The sequence below is a fragment of the Nocardioides sp. PD653-B2 genome, from assembly GCF_002117935.1.
Taxonomy (GTDB): Bacteria; Actinomycetota; Actinomycetes; order Propionibacteriales; family Nocardioidaceae; genus Nocardioides.
In genome coordinates, this window is sequence record NZ_BDJE01000009.1 from 98915 (window position 1) to 112777 (window position 13863).

Here is a 13863-nt window from a genome sequence, read left to right on the forward strand (position 1 = left end):
GGTCGGGGGGCCGCTGTCGTCGTCACCGGCGTCGATGCGCTCGGCGTGTCGGACTCACGAGAAGCTGACGCCCACCTGCGCGCGCAGCTCGTCCATCTGGCGCATCAGCGCCAGCGTCTGCTCGTGCGGGACCAGCGGGCTCTCGCGCAGTCCCTCGCGCAGGCACCGGCCGACCTCGGCGATCTCGTTGCCGTAGCCCTGCCCGATGATCGGCTCGGCGCCGAGGATCTCGACCGGCTCGCCCGGCTCGACGACCCAGCTGCCCTCACCCTCGGCGTACGGCGTGAACACGGCCTTCGCCGGGTGGTGGAAGTCGTCGAGGTCGATCCGCCCGGTGCTGGTGCCGATCTCGGCCCTGCGTGAGGAGTACGACGTGATCGAGGCCGTCATCGTCGCGAGGGCGCCGCCTGGGTAGCGCCCGGCGATCGCGATGTCGAGGTCGATGCCGCGGTCGGAGAGGTCGGCGGTCGCGGTCAGCCGCTCGACCGGTCCGAGCATCAGCTGGGCGAAGGTGAGCGGGTAGATCCCGATGTCGAGGAGTGCCGAGGCGCCGAGCGCCGGGTCGAACATCCGGTCGTCGGGTCCCGCGTCGACGCGCGACCCGAGCTCGGCGTGCAGCTGGCGGGGCGCGCCGAGCTCGCCGCTGCCCAGCCGCTCGCGCAGCTCGCGGATCACCGGGTGGCAGGCCATCCACATCGCCTCCATGAGGAAGCGGTCGTGCTCGCCGGCCAGCCGGCCCATCTCCGCGGCGGCCGCGGTGTCGAGGGCGAGCGGCTTCTCGCAGAGCACGTGCTTGCCGGCCTCGAAGCAGAGCCGGGCGTTGTCGAGGTGGAGGGCGTGCGGGGTGGCGATGTAGACCACGTCCACGGTCGGGTCGGCGACCAGCTCGGCGTAGGAGCCGTACGCCGCGGCCGCGCCGTGCTGGTCGGCGAAGGCCCGGGCGCTCTCGGGCCGGCGAGAGCCGACCGCGGCGAGCCGGGCGCCGGGCACGAGGGCCAGGTCGCGGGCGAACTCATGCGCGATCTTGCCGGTGGCGAGGATGCCCCAGCCGATGGATTCCATGACCGCACGCTATCGGGAGCGACTCGCGGGGCGGGCGAATGACATCGTTGTGGTTCGTCACCTACAGTGATCCTGACCAGCACTGCCGGACCGAGCGGGGGAGGACCTGATGGACGCCGCGAACGCCCTCGGTGACGACGCCGTCGTCGCGCCGAGCCTGACCGAGCGCGACGCCGAGATCCTCGACTTCGAGCGCCAGTGGTGGAAGTACGCCGGCGCCAAGGAGACCGCGGTCCGGGAGAAGTTCGACATGTCGTCCACCCGCTACTACCAGGTCCTCAACGCGCTGATCGACCGGCCGGAGGCCCTCGAGGCCGACCCGCTGCTGGTCCGGCGCCTGCGGCGCCTGCGGTCCGCCAGGCAGCGTCAGCGGTCCGCGCGCCGTCTCGGCTTCGAGGTCTGAGCGCGATGGCGAGCAAGCGCGTGCGCAACCAGCGCGGGGTCGTCTTCCCGTCACCGGTCGTGATGCTGAGCGTCATCGCGGTCGCCATGGCCGCGGTCGCGTTCGTCGCGACCCGCGGCGGCGAGCCGACCGAGCGCGAGGTCACCACGGTGTCCAACCCCCGGCCGAGCGAGACGCCGTCGCCGACGCCGACGGCGACGCCCACGAAGGACAAGCCGGCCAAGCCGGTCGTCAAGCGCGGCAAGGTCTACGTCGAGGTCTACAACAACTCCGGGATCACCGGCCTCGCTGGCCGCGTCGCGGACCGGGCGACCACCGTCGGCTGGCAGGTCGTCGGCTCGGACAACTGGTACGGCACCATCCCGACCACCACGGTCTACTACCCCCAGCGGCTCAAGGCCGCCGCCAAGGTGCTCGCCCTCGACCTCGGTGTGCAGCGCACGGCCCCGGCGGTCGGCGCGATGAAGCTCGACCGGCTCACGCTGATCCTGACCGCGCCGCTGTCCTGACCCGCCGGCGGTCCCCGACGGTGTGGTGTCGGTCCCACTCGCGGCGGTGACCGCACGCCGTACGACCCGGTCATGGTTGGGTTGAGCCATGGAGTTCACCTCCCTCGACGGCGAGCGTCGGTACGCCGAGCTCGTGCGCGCGGCGGCAGGCTGCGTCGTGGGGCTGGACTTCGACGGCACCCTGTCGCCGATCGTCGACGACCCCGAGGCGGCTCACATCCACCCGGACGCGTCCGCGGTGCTGGTCGACCTCGCCACCCAGGTGGCCGCCGTCGCGGTGATCACCGGCCGACCGGCGCGCCAGGCGCTCGACCTCGGCGGGCTCGAGGAGGTCGGCGTCGCGATCGCCGACGCGGGCAAGGAGCTCTACGTCTTCGGCCAGTACGGCAACGAGCGCTGGTCGTCGACCAACCGGCGGGTGATCTCGCCCCGGCCGCCGCACGGGATCGCGACGTTCGAGCGGGACCTGCCCCGGGTGCTCCGGGCGGCTGGTGCCGCTGACGCCTGGGTGGAGGAGAAGGGGCTCGCGGTCGCCGTCCACACCCGCCGGCTCCCCGACCCCGACGGCGCCCTGGAGCGGCTGCTCGGGCCGCTGGGCGACCTCGCCGAGCGGCACGGCCTGGTCGTGGAGCCCGGCCGCCACGTCCTCGAGGTGCGCTCGCCCGGCATGCACAAGGGGCTCGCCGTCGACACCCTGGTCTCCGAGCTGGACGCCCGCGCGTTCTTCTTCGCCGGTGACGACCTGGGCGACATCGAGGCGTTCGAGGCGGTGGCTGCGCTGCGCGAGCGCGGCCTGCCGACGCTGCTGGTCTGCTCCGCCTCGTCGGAGCAGAGCGCGCTGGTGCCGCTCTCCGACGTGGTCGTCAAGGGGCCCGAGGGCGTGCTCGACCTGCTGCGCCAGCTCACCGCCGACGCCCGGGACAGCCGGGCCTGACGTCGTTCCCCTGTTCGCTGTCGACGAACAGGAGGGGTTCTCCGGAACACCCTCGCCCCCGCGGAAGTTGAGTCCACACAACTCAAGTTTTCCGAAAGCGAGGACATCGTGTCCGTCACCCGTCTTCCCGTTCTGTTCGTGTCCGACCTGGTCGTGCTGCCGGGCATGGTCGTCCCGCTCGAGCTCGACGAGTCCTCCCAGGCGGCGATCGACGCCGCCCGGGCCAGCAGCGACGGTCGCCTGCTCGTCGCGCCCCGGCTCGAGGACCGCTACGCGTCGTACGGCGTGGTCGCGACCGTCGAGCGGGTCGGCCGCTTCAGCGGCGGCAGCCCCGCCGCGGTGCTCAAGGCCGAGCAGCGCGCCCGCATCGGCAGCGGCGTCACCGGCCCCGGCGCGGCCCTCTGGGTCGAGGCCGAGCCCGTGGACGAGCACGTCTCCGACCACGCCCGCGAGCTGGCCGAGGAGTACAAGCGGCTCGTCATCGCGGTGCTCCAGCGCCGTGAGGCCTGGCAGATCATCGACCAGGTCCACCAGATGAGCGACCCGAGCGCCATCGCCGACGCCGCCGGCTACGCGCCGTACCTCTCCACCGAGCGCAAGCGCGAGCTGCTCGAGAACCCCGACGTCGAGTCGCGGCTCGAGACCCTGATCGGGTGGACCCGCGACCACCTCGCCGAGTCCGAGCTCACCGACAAGATCGGCGAGGACGTCCGCGAGGGCATGGAGAAGAGCCAGCGCGAGTTCCTGCTGCGCCAGCAGCTCGCCGCGATCCGCAAGGAGCTCGGCGAGGGCGAGCCCGAGGGTGCGGACGACTACCGCTCCCGGGTCGAGGCCGCCGACCTGCCCGAGGCGGTCCGCGAGGCCGCGCTCAAGGAGGTCGACAAGCTCGAGCGCGCCAGCGACCAGAGCCCCGAGTCCGGCTGGATCCGCACCTGGCTCGACACCGTGCTCGAGCTGCCGTGGGGCGTCACGACCGAGGACTCGACCGACGTCGTCGCCGCCCGTGCCGTGCTCGACGCCGACCACCACGGCCTCGACGAGGTCAAGGAGCGGATCGTCGAGTACCTCGCCGTCCGCAACCGCCGGGCGTCGCGCGGGCTCCAGGTCGTCGGCGGCCGTGGCTCGGGTGCCGTCATCCTGCTCGCCGGCCCGCCCGGAGTCGGCAAGACCTCCCTGGGGGAGTCGGTCGCGCGCACCATGGGCCGGAAGTTCGTCCGCGTCGCCCTCGGCGGCGTCCGCGACGAGGCCGAGATCCGCGGCCACCGGCGCACGTACGTCGGTGCGCTCCCGGGCCGCATCGTGCGGGCCATCAAGGAGTCCGGCTCGATGAACCCGGTCGTGCTGCTCGACGAGGTCGACAAGGTCGGCGCCGACTACCGCGGCGACCCGGCCGCGGCGCTGCTCGAGGTGCTCGACCCGGCGCAGAACCACACGTTCCGCGACCACTACCTCGAGCTCGACCTGGACCTCTCCGACGTGCTGTTCATCGCCACCGCCAACGTGGTCGAGCAGATCCCGTCGGCGCTGCTGGACCGGATGGAGCTGGTCACCCTCGACGGCTACACCGAGGACGACAAGGTCGCCATCGCCCGCGACTTCCTGCTGCCCCGGCAGCTGGAGCGGGCGGCGCTGACCGCCGACGAGGTCACGGTCTCCGACGCGGCGCTGCGCGAGATCGCGGCGAACTACACCCGCGAGGCCGGCGTACGCCAGATGGAGCGGCTGCTCGCCAAGGCGCTGCGCAAGGTCGCGACGAGGCTGGCGACGGGGGAGACCCGCGTCGACATCGACGAGCCCGACCTCAAGGACCTGGTCGGGCGGCCGCGGTTCACCCCGGAGGCGCACGAGCGCACCTCGGTGCCGGGCGTCGCGACCGGGCTGGCCGTGACCGGGCTGGGCGGTGACGTGCTCTTCATCGAGGCGTCGGCGTCCGACGGCAAGGCCGGTCTCACCCTGACCGGTCAGCTCGGCGACGTGATGAAGGAGTCGGCGCAGATCGCGCTGTCCTTCGTCCGCGCCCACGCTGCCGAGCTCGGCGTCGAGCCGGCGTTCTTCGACAAGTCGATCCACGTGCACGTGCCGGCCGGCGCGACGCCCAAGGACGGCCCGTCCGCGGGCATCACGATGGTCACGGCGCTGACGTCGCTGGCCACCGGTCGCCCGGTGCGCTCCGAGGTCGGCATGACCGGCGAGGTCACCCTCAACGGCCGGGTGCTGCCGATCGGTGGGCTCAAGCAGAAGCTGCTCGCCGCCCAGCGCAACGGCCTCACCGAGGTGTTCGTGCCGCTGCGTAACGAGCCGGACCTCGACGACGTGCCCGCCGACGTACTGGAGACGCTGACGGTGCACGTGGTCGGCGACGTCATGGACGTGGTCCGCGGCGCGCTCTCTCCTGCCGACGCGCCCGCGGCGACCGTCGCCGCCTGACCGATCGGGGGGGGGGTAGTCCCTGACGATCGAGGGGTTCGAGTGGCTCCTCGACCCCGATTTCGTCAGGGACTACCCCCCGATGTGGCGGCCATCCAGCATCTGGACGCGATGTGCACATGCTGAGACGGCCGGTTAGTGTTTCTCCCAGCTCATCAAGAGGGACAGAGGGATACGGCCCTGTGAAGTCCCGGCAACCGCCGCGAGCCTCCGCCGCCCAGCAGAGTGGGATGCGGTTCGCGGAAACGGTGCCAATTCCGTCCGGCGCGAGAGTCGCAGCCGGAGAAGATGAGGAGGAGGACTTCATGAGCGCTGTCACCGCCGAAAAGACCACGACCCTGCGCGCGGGCGCGTTCGGCAACGCGACCTCGTTGTCGTGTCGCGAGTGTGGCCATCTGGTCGAGCTGGGCCCCCACTACGCGTGTCCGGAGTGCTTCGGCCCGCTGGAGATCGCCTACGACTTCCCGCAGATCACCCGCGAGGAGATCGAGGCCGGTCCCGCGAACATCTGGCGCTACAAGGCGCTGCTGCCGGTGCCGAGCGACATCGAGCAGAGCCCCAACATGGAGCCCGGTTTCACCCGGCTGCTCAGGGCCGACAACCTCGGCCGCACCCTGGGCATCGACAACCTGTGGGTGAAGGACGACTCCACCAACCCCACCAACTCCTTCAAGGACCGGGTCGTCGCGTGCGCGCTGAGCGCCGCCACCGAGTTCGGCTCGAAGGTCTTCGCCTGCCCGTCGACCGGCAACCTCGCCAACGCGGTCGCCGCCGCCGGTGCCCGCGCCGGCATCAAGACGGTCGTCTTCATCCCGAGCAACCTCGAGCAGCCCAAGCAGATCAACTCGGCCGTCTACACCGACGCGCTGGTCGCCGTGGACGGCAACTACGACGACGTCAACCGGCTCGCCTCCGAGATCGCGGGCGAGGAGGACGGCTGGGCGTTCGTGAACGTCAACGTCCGCCCCTACTACGCCGAGGGCTCCAAGACCCTGGGCTACGAGATCGCCGAGCAGCTCGGCTGGCGGCTGCCCGACCAGATCGTGATCCCGGTCGCGAGCGGCTCGCAGCTCACCAAGGTGCACAAGGCCTTCCAGGAGCTGGTCAAGCTCGGGCTCGTCGAGGACAAGCCCTACAAGGTGTACGGCGCGCAGGCCGAGGGCTGCTCCCCGGTCTCGGTCGCCTACAAGGCCGGCGTCGACGCGATCCGTCCGGTCAAGCCGGACACCATCGCCAAGAGCCTCGCCATCGGCAACCCGGCCGACGGGATCTACGTGCTCGACATCTGCCGCGAGACCGGCGGTGCGGTCGAGGACATCACCGACGACCAGGTCCGCGAGGCGATCGTGCTGCTGGCCCGCACCGAGGGCATCTTCACCGAGACCGCCGGCGGCACCACGGTCGGCGTCCTGAAGAAGCTCGTCGAGACCGGCCAGCTCGACCCCACGCTCGAGACCGTCGTCATCAACACCGGCCACGGGCTCAAGACCCTCGACGCGGTCTCCGGCTCCGTCGGACCGGCCGCGACCATCGAACCGTCGTACGCCGCGTTCGCCGCCACCGGCATCGCCTGACCACCGAAAGAAGAGGACTGTGACCGTCTCCGTCCGGATCCCGACCATCCTGCGCACCTACACCGGCGGCGAGTCCGAGGTGAGCGCGGCCGGCGCCACGCTCGCCGAGGTGCTCGACGACCTCGACGCGAACTACAGCGGGATCAAGGGCCGCGTCCTCGACGACGCCGGCGACCTGCGCCGCTTCGTGAACGTCTACGTCGGCAACGACGACGTGCGCTTCCTCGACAACCTGGCCACGCCCACCCCCGACGGCACCCAGATCTCGGTCATCCCGGCCGTCGCCGGCGGCTGCTGATTTCGCTTGTAACGCGGGGTTAGGACCTCTGGTGACCCCGTTCTAACGGGTTCGTAGTGGGTCTAACGCCGCGTTACAGCTGGGCGCGGCGCTCGATGAGGTGCGCCCGCTCGGCGAGGTTCGCGCAGCGGCCGACGGCCTCGTCGTACGCCGTGCGGGCGTCGTCGAGGCGACCGGCCCTGGCGAGGAGCTCGGCCCGGGCGGCCGGCAGCCGGTGACCGGGAAGCACCAACCCGTCGAGCAGCGCGAGACCGGCCTCCGGGCCGGCATCCTCCGCCACCGCGACCGCGCGGTTGAGCCGCACCACCGGTGATCCCGTGAGCTCCTCCAGCTCGGCGTAGCGGGCGGCGATCCGCGACCAGTCCGTGTCGGCGGCGGTCGGCGCGATCGCGTGCTCGGCGGCGATCAGCGCCTGGAGCAGGTACGGCGAGGCCGGCGCGTCCACCAGCGGCGCCAGCAGTGCGAGCGCCTCGGCCACCTCGTCGGCGTGCCACTGCGAGCGGTCCTGGTCGGGCAGCAGCACGAGCGTCCCGTCGGGGGTCACCCGGGCGTCGCGCCGGGAGTGCTGCACCAGCATCAGCGCCAGCAGGGCGTCGAGCTCGACGGCGCCGGAGAAGGACGCCGGCAGCAGCGACCGCAGCACCCGCACGAGCCGGATCGCCTCGCCCGCCACGTCCGCGCGCAGCACGTCGTTGCCGGATCCGGGTGCGTAGCCCGTGGTGAAGGCCAGGTAGGCGACGTCGGCGACGACCGCCACGCGCGACACCAGCTCCGGGCCGGCCGGCACGGAGAACGATGCTCCCGCCAGCTTCTTGCGCGAGCGGGTCAGCCGCGCGGCCATCGTCGGGGTCGGCACGAGAAAGAGCCGCGCCACGTCCTCGGTCGGCACACCGAGCACCAGCCGCAGCGTGAGGGCGGCCGCCGACCCCGGCGACAGCGACGGGTGCGCGCAGAGCAGCACCAGCCGCAGCCGCTCGTCGCGCACCGGCACGCCGGTGTCGGCCATCACCTGCTGGGCCTCCTCCTGCAACGACGCCTCCACCGCGAGGAGCGGCAGCTTCCGCGTGGCGACCGCCTCCGCGCGCAGCCGGTCGAGGATCCGGCGCCGGGCCGCGGTCAGCAGCCACGCGGGCGGGTTGTCCGGCGCGCCCGACGAGGGCCAGGCCCGGGCTGCGGCCTCGAACGCGTCGGCCAGCCCGTCCTCGGCGAGGTCGAGCCGACGGAACTGCGCGACGAGCAGGGCCAGCAACCTGCCCCACTCGTCGCGCAGGGCCGACTCGAGCGCTGTCACGTCCGGGTCACGTCGAGACGACCGGTCGGACCTCGACCGTGTACGCCGGCGGCAGCAGCCGCGCGACGTCGACCGCCGTCTCCAGGTCGGGCAGGTCGACGAGGTAGAACCCGCCCACCTGCTCGACGGTCTCGGCGTAGGGCCCGTCCCGGACGGCGTGCACGTCGCCCGCCGTCAGGGTCCGTGACCCGGCCGGGTCGGCGAGCGCCTCGCCCTGGAGCAGCGAGCCGCGCTCGCGCACCGCCTCGCTGAACGCCGTGAAGCAGTCGAAGACCGCCTGCTGCTCGGCGTCGGACGAGGCGGCCCACCGGTCGACGTGGTCCGCCTCGGCCATCAGGACGAGGAACTTCACCCCAGGTCTCCCGTGTGGTCGACGACCCCGCGCACCTCGATGGCGCCCTCGGTCAGGGCGAGCTCCCCGACGACCTGCATCAGGTCGTCGAGGTCGTCGCTCTCGACGACGTAGAAGCCGCCCAGCTGCTCGACCGTCTCGGCGTACGGCCCGTCGGTGACCGTGACACCCGCGCCGTCGTGCCGGACGACCCTGCCCTCGCGGGACCTGGTCAGCTCCTCGCCTGCGGTGATCGTGTGGCCGCGCTCGGCGAGGCTGCGGGCGAAGGTCTGGTGGGCTGCCATGGTCGTCTGCCGGTCGGCCTCGCTGCGGGCCTCCCAGGAGGTCTCCTCGCCCGAGATCAGCACCACGTAGGTCGTCATGCCGGGTCACCGCTGTGGTCGACGGCTGCGCGCACCTCGACCGCGCCCCCGGCGCCGGCGAGCACGCCGCACACCCCGAGCAGGTCGTCGAGGTCGTCGCTCTCGACGACGTAGAAGCCGGTCAGCTGCTCGACGGTCTCGGCGTAGGGGCCGTCGGTGACGGCGATGCCGGAGCCGTTCTGGCGCACGACCACGGCGTCGCGCGAGTGGGTCAGCTCGTTGCCGCCGGTGACCGTGTGGCCGCGCTCGGCGAGCAGGCGGGCGAACTCGCCGTGGGTGGCGTACATCGCGGCGCGCTGCTCCTCGGAGGCGGACTCCCAGGTGCTCTCGTCACCGGGGAGGAGGACGACGTACTGGGTCATGGTGGTTCCTCTCGACGTGGTGGATGAGTCTGTCACCGGGGTGACGGGCGGGCCCGGGTGAAATCGACAGCCCGGCTAGGAGATCTCTTGACACGGTGCGGTGCGCGCAGCACAGTGCGTGGTGGGAACGCTCCCATCGGCGTCCGGATCGAGGGGTTGACCGCGCGATGGCCCTCGGTCGGACGTGGGGTGCGCGCCGGGAACGGCGGTTCCCCGGCGGGCCCAGCCGTGCGGCGGACCCGGGGTCGCCTCGACGTCCCGGGCCCGTCGCCCGCGGCCCGACGCCGCGGCCGACCCCGGCGGCATACTGACGCCATGAGCCGCCCGCCCCGCACCCGGCCGACCCTCGAAGAGGTGGCCGCCCTCGCCGGTGTCGGCCGAGGCACCGCGTCGCGGGTCATCAACGGCGGCGAGAAGGTCTCCGAGCGCGCGCGAGGGGCGGTCGAGAAGGCGATCGCGGAGCTCGGCTACGTGCCGAACGCCGCCGCGCGGGCCCTGGTCACCCAGCGCACCGACGCCGTCGCCCTCGTCATCGCCGAGTCGGAGGAGCGGGTCTTCGGGGAGCCGTTCTTCGCCGGGATCATCCGCGGCATCGGGTCGGCCCTCGGCGAGGCGGACCGCCAGCTGGTGCTGCTCCTCGCCCAGGCCTCGCAGCGGCGCGGCGGGCTGGACCACTACCTCACGCGCCAGCACGTCGACGGCGTCCTGCTGCTCTCCCTGCACGCCGACGACGAGCTGCCCGACCTGATCCGCGCCCACGGGCTGCCCGTCGTCGTGGGTGGCCGCGCCCACGAGGGCATCCGGACCGACTACGTCGACGTCGACAACGTGCAGGGTGCCGGGCTCGCGGTCGCCCACCTGGTCGAGCGCGGCCGGCAGCGGATCGCCACCATCGGCGGCCCCGCCGACATGGTCGCCGGCAGCTCCCGCTTCGAGGGCTACGTCGCGGCGCTCGCCGCCGCCGGGCGCGAGCTCGACGAGCGGCTCGTCGAGCTCGGGGACTTCAGCCAGGAGAGCGGGGCTGCCGCGATGCGCACGCTGCTCGAGCGCGAGCCCTCCCTCGACGGCGTCTTCTGCGCCAACGACCTGATGGCCGTCGGTGCGCTCGGTGCGCTGCGCGCGGCCGGACGCCGGGTGCCGGAGGACGTCTCGGTCGTCGGGTTCGAGGACGCACCGATCGCGATGTCGTCGCACCCGCCCCTCACGACCGTCCACCAGAGCCCCGAGCAGATGGGCCGCGAGATGGTCGCGCTGCTCCTCGAGACCATGGCCGCACCCGAGCAGGACCGGCCGGGCCGGATGCTCCCCACGCGCCTCGTCGTACGGGCGAGCAGCTGACGCTGGTCCATTCGTGGGGCGAAGTCGCCCCGGCGTGGGTAGATTTCTTGTGTGGAGCAGCGCGGCGAGTCCGAGGTGCCGCTGGTCCTGCTCGTCACCAGCCAGGAATGGGCGGAGGGCGAGCCGGGTCACGGCGCGCTCGATGCTGCCCTCACGTCGCAGGGGCTGGCCAGCCGCTGGGTCGTCTGGGACGACCTCGGGGTCGACTGGGCGCACGCCGAGGTGGTGGCGGTCCGGTCGACCTGGGACTACGGTCCGCGGCTGGGTGAGTTCCTCGGATGGGCAGCCGGCGTAGGGCCGACGCTGCTCAACGGCGTGAACATCTTCCGCTGGAACACCGACAAGCAGTACCTCCTCGACCTGCAGACCTACGGTCTGCCGGTGGTCCCGACGATCACAGCCGACACGATCTTCGAGGTGCGCGCGGCGGCCGACCGCTACGGCCTCGCCGTCGTGAAGCCGCGGGTCGGCGCCCGGGGTCAGGGCCTCGAGGTCGTCACCGACGGCCGCATCTGGCTCCCGACCGACGGGCACGAGGGCCCCTGGATCGTGCAGCCGCTGGTCCAGACCATCCACACCGAGGGCGAGACCTCGGTCTTCGTCATCGGCGGCCACCCGGTCAGCCAGGTGCAGCGGCTGCCCAGCTCCGCCGACATCCGGGTGCAGGAGGAGTTCGGCGGTACGTCGCGACCGGTCGCGCTCTCGACCGAGGCGGCCCTGCTCGCGGCGGAGGCCATCGCGGCGGTCGTCGACATCCTCGGCGACGAGATCGTCTACGGCCGGGTGGACATGATGCGCTACGAGGGGCAGCTCGTGGTGAGCGAGGTCGAGCTGACCGAGCCCGCTCTCGACCTCGACGTGCTCCCGCTCAACGCGCTGCCGTTCGCGGACGCGATCGCCGCGCGCGCCACGCCCCGGTCGTGGTGACGGGGCGACCTGCCCCGCCACGACTCCACCCGGGTGTCGCCGCGACCACGCGGCGCTGATCGACCTCGTCGGGGCGAGACTCGCCGACGTGCTCGGGCCCGGAGGATTTCTTGCACTCTCGGGGGGCGAGTGCTAAACATGAGGCTGGCACTCTCGTCATGAGAGTGACAAGACATTGGGACCGGCCAGTTGAGGTCTGCAGCGTCGGCGGGAAGGGTCCGCCGGTACGGCCAGGTCGTCCGTCGCGGGCAGCGAACCGGACCCAACTCTCTAGCGTGAAGGAATCGCAGGAGTTATGGCGAAGCTTATTGCTTTCAATGAGGAGGCCCGGCGCGGTCTCGAGCGTGGCATGAACACGCTCGCCGACGCCGTCAAGGTCACCCTCGGCCCCAAGGGCCGCAACGTCGTCCTCGAGAAGAAGTGGGGCGCGCCCACGATCACCAACGATGGCGTGAGCATCGCCAAGGAGATCGAGCTCGAGGACCCCTACGAGAAGATTGGCGCCGAGCTCGTCAAGGAGGTCGCCAAGAAGACCGACGACGTCGCCGGCGACGGCACCACGACGGCCACGGTCCTCGCCCAGGCGATGGTCCGCGAGGGTCTGCGCAACGTGGCCGCGGGTGCGAACCCGATGGGCCTCAAGCGCGGCATCGAGGCCGCTGTCGAGGCCGTGTCGGAGCAGCTCTCCGCCATGGCGATCGACATCGAGACCAAGGAGCAGATCGCCGCGACCGCGTCGATCTCCGCCGCTGACACCACGGTCGGCGAGATCATCGCCGAGGCGATGGACAAGGTCGGCAAGGAAGGCGTCATCACCGTCGAGGAGTCGAACACCTTCGGGCTCGACCTCGAGCTCACCGAGGGGATGCGCTTCGACAAGGGCTACATCTCGGCGTACTTCGTCACCGACCCCGAGCGCATGGAGACGGTCCTCGAGGACCCGTACATCCTGATCGCCAACCAGAAGATCTCGTCGGTCAAGGACCTGCTGCCGCTGCTCGAGAAGGTCATGCAGTCCGGCAAGCCGCTGCTGATCCTGGCCGAGGACGTCGACGGCGAGGCGCTGTCCACCCTGGTCGTGAACAAGATCCGGGGCACCTTCAAGTCCGTCGCCGTCAAGGCTCCGGGCTTCGGTGACCGCCGCAAGGCCATGCTGCAGGACATCGCGATCCTGACCGGTGGCCAGGTCATCTCCGAGGAGGTCGGCCTCAAGCTCGAGTCGACCGGCATCGAGCTCCTCGGCCAGGCCCGCAAGGTCGTCATCACCAAGGACGAGACCACCATCGTCGAGGGTGCCGGCGACGCCGACCAGATCGCCGGTCGGGTCAACCAGATCCGTGCCGAGATCGAGAAGTCGGACTCCGACTACGACCGCGAGAAGCTGCAGGAGCGCCTGGCCAAGCTGGCCGGCGGTGTTGCGGTCATCAAGGTCGGCGCGGCCACCGAGGTCGAGCTCAAGGAGCGCAAGCACCGCATCGAGGACGCCGTTCGCAACGCGAAGGCGGCCGTCGAGGAGGGCATCGTCGCCGGCGGCGGCGTGGCGCTCGTGCAGGCTGCGGCCACCGCGTTCGACAAGCTCGAGCTCACGGGCGACGAGCTGACGGGTGCCAACATCGTGCGCTTCGCGTCCGACGCCCCGCTCAAGCAGATCGCCGTCAACGCCGGCCTCGAGGGCGGCGTCGTGGCGGAGAAGGTGCGCAACCTGACGGCCGGTCACGGTCTCAACGCGGCCACCGGCGAGTACGTCGACATGATCGCCTCCGGCATCATCGACCCCGCCAAGGTGACCCGCAGCGCGCTGCAGAACGCCGCCTCCATCGCGGCGCTCTTCCTCACCACCGAGGCCGTTGTCGCCGACAAGCCCGAGAAGGCCGCCCCCATGGGTGGCGACCCCTCGGGTGGCATGGGCGGCATGGACTTCTGAGTCCAGCCTCCTAGCTTCACTCGAACGGCCCCAGTCCTCCGGGACTGGGGCCGTTTCGCGTGTCCGGTCCGCCATCCGCGGTAGTCCCTGACGTTCGAGG

At 71.8% G+C, this 13863-nt stretch carries 14 protein-coding genes and 1 riboswitch; of the genes, 9 read left to right on the plus strand and 5 right to left on the minus strand.

All coding sequences use genetic code 11. The features are described 5' to 3' along the window. Positions 1-54: 54 nt before the first annotated feature. Positions 55-1062 carry a Gfo/Idh/MocA family protein gene (locus PD653B2_RS04195; protein WP_085871077.1) on the minus strand — a complete coding sequence of 336 codons (1008 nt, stop codon included), beginning with the start codon at positions 1060-1062 and terminating at the stop codon, positions 55-57. Positions 1063-1171: 109 nt separating this feature from the next. Between PD653B2_RS04195 and PD653B2_RS04200 the strand changes: the two genes are divergently transcribed. The 6 genes from PD653B2_RS04200 to PD653B2_RS04225 all read left to right on the plus strand — a co-directional run bounded on the left by PD653B2_RS04200 (position 1172) and on the right by PD653B2_RS04225 (position 7207). Continuing rightward, positions 1172-1465 (plus strand): DUF3263 domain-containing protein, encoded by a 294-nt coding sequence (locus PD653B2_RS04200; protein WP_085871078.1) that lies wholly within the window; start codon positions 1172-1174, stop codon positions 1463-1465. Positions 1466-1470: 5 nt separating this feature from the next. Next, entirely contained in the window at positions 1471-1974 is a 504-nt protein-coding gene (locus PD653B2_RS04205; RefSeq protein ID WP_085871079.1) for a LytR C-terminal domain-containing protein, read from the plus strand. A gap of 88 nt (positions 1975-2062) precedes the next feature. Continuing rightward, complete coding sequence (gene otsB / locus PD653B2_RS04210; RefSeq protein ID WP_085871080.1) at positions 2063-2908, plus strand: trehalose-phosphatase; 846 nt, start codon at positions 2063-2065, stop codon at positions 2906-2908. Positions 2909-3016: 108 nt separating this feature from the next. Further along, the gene (gene lon, locus PD653B2_RS04215) at positions 3017-5335 is read left to right on the plus strand and encodes an endopeptidase La (protein WP_207559234.1); all 2319 of its coding nucleotides are present in this window, start codon (positions 3017-3019) and stop codon (positions 5333-5335) included. Positions 5336-5484: 149 nt separating this feature from the next. Then, positions 5485-5630: riboswitch (SAM riboswitch) on the plus strand. Between the two features lie 10 nt (positions 5631-5640). Beyond that, positions 5641-6909, plus strand: a complete 1269-nt coding sequence (thrC, locus tag PD653B2_RS04220; protein ID WP_085871082.1) for a threonine synthase — start codon at positions 5641-5643, stop codon at positions 6907-6909. A 19-nt stretch (positions 6910-6928) separates the two neighbouring features. Beyond that, a complete protein-coding gene (locus tag PD653B2_RS04225) occupies positions 6929-7207 on the plus strand; it encodes a MoaD/ThiS family protein (protein ID WP_085871083.1) in 279 nt (92 codons plus the stop codon). Positions 7208-7280: 73 nt separating this feature from the next. Here the strand turns inward: PD653B2_RS04225 and PD653B2_RS04230 are convergent, their stop codons facing one another. Genes PD653B2_RS04230 through PD653B2_RS04245 form a run of 4 tightly spaced genes read right to left on the minus strand, consistent with a single transcriptional unit; the run spans position 7281 to position 9574 of the window. Next, complete coding sequence (locus PD653B2_RS04230; protein WP_085871084.1) at positions 7281-8498, minus strand: RNA polymerase sigma factor; 1218 nt, start codon at positions 8496-8498, stop codon at positions 7281-7283. A 7-nt stretch (positions 8499-8505) separates the two neighbouring features. Further along, positions 8506-8850: a YciI family protein gene (locus tag PD653B2_RS04235; protein WP_242665130.1), complete on the minus strand. Its 345-nt coding sequence runs from the start codon at positions 8848-8850 to the stop codon at positions 8506-8508. Beyond that, positions 8847-9212, minus strand: a complete 366-nt coding sequence (locus PD653B2_RS04240) for a YciI family protein (RefSeq protein WP_085871085.1) — start codon at positions 9210-9212, stop codon at positions 8847-8849. The genes PD653B2_RS04235 and PD653B2_RS04240 overlap by 4 nt, the downstream gene beginning before the upstream one ends. Next, complete coding sequence (locus PD653B2_RS04245; protein WP_085871086.1) at positions 9209-9574, minus strand: YciI family protein; 366 nt, start codon at positions 9572-9574, stop codon at positions 9209-9211. Before PD653B2_RS04245 ends, PD653B2_RS04240 begins: the two co-directional genes overlap by 4 nt. 315 nt (positions 9575-9889) lie before the next feature. Between PD653B2_RS04245 and PD653B2_RS04250 the strand changes: the two genes are divergently transcribed. From PD653B2_RS04250 to groL, 3 genes are all read left to right on the plus strand, one after another. After that, positions 9890-10912 (plus strand): LacI family DNA-binding transcriptional regulator, encoded by a 1023-nt coding sequence (locus PD653B2_RS04250; RefSeq protein ID WP_085871087.1) that lies wholly within the window; start codon positions 9890-9892, stop codon positions 10910-10912. A 51-nt stretch (positions 10913-10963) separates the two neighbouring features. Then, a complete protein-coding gene (locus tag PD653B2_RS04255) occupies positions 10964-11839 on the plus strand; it encodes an ATP-grasp domain-containing protein (RefSeq protein WP_123061217.1) in 876 nt (291 codons plus the stop codon). Positions 11840-12134: 295 nt separating this feature from the next. After that, entirely contained in the window at positions 12135-13763 is a 1629-nt protein-coding gene (gene groL, locus PD653B2_RS04260; protein ID WP_085871089.1) for a chaperonin GroEL, read from the plus strand. Positions 13764-13863: the final 100 nt, after the last annotated feature.

Bases quoted from the DNA above. Each gene is read 5' to 3' on its own strand.
- groL (WP_085871089.1), top strand. From the start codon at position 12,135: ATGGCGAAGCTTATTGCTTTCAATGAGGAGGCCCGGCGCGGTCTCGAG.
- PD653B2_RS04240 (WP_085871085.1), bottom strand. From the start codon at position 9,212: ATGACGACCTACGTGGTGCTGATCTCGGGCGAGGAGACCTCCTGGGAG.
- otsB (WP_085871080.1), top strand. From the start codon at position 2,063: ATGGAGTTCACCTCCCTCGACGGCGAGCGTCGGTACGCCGAGCTCGTG.
- PD653B2_RS04200 (WP_085871078.1), top strand. From the start codon at position 1,172: ATGGACGCCGCGAACGCCCTCGGTGACGACGCCGTCGTCGCGCCGAGC.
- PD653B2_RS04245 (WP_085871086.1), bottom strand. From the start codon at position 9,574: ATGACCCAGTACGTCGTCCTCCTCCCCGGTGACGAGAGCACCTGGGAG.
- PD653B2_RS04250 (WP_085871087.1), top strand. From the start codon at position 9,890: ATGAGCCGCCCGCCCCGCACCCGGCCGACCCTCGAAGAGGTGGCCGCC.
- thrC (WP_085871082.1), top strand. From the start codon at position 5,641: ATGAGCGCTGTCACCGCCGAAAAGACCACGACCCTGCGCGCGGGCGCG.
- PD653B2_RS04205 (WP_085871079.1), top strand. From the start codon at position 1,471: ATGGCGAGCAAGCGCGTGCGCAACCAGCGCGGGGTCGTCTTCCCGTCA.
- PD653B2_RS04195 (WP_085871077.1), bottom strand. From the start codon at position 1,062: ATGGAATCCATCGGCTGGGGCATCCTCGCCACCGGCAAGATCGCGCAT.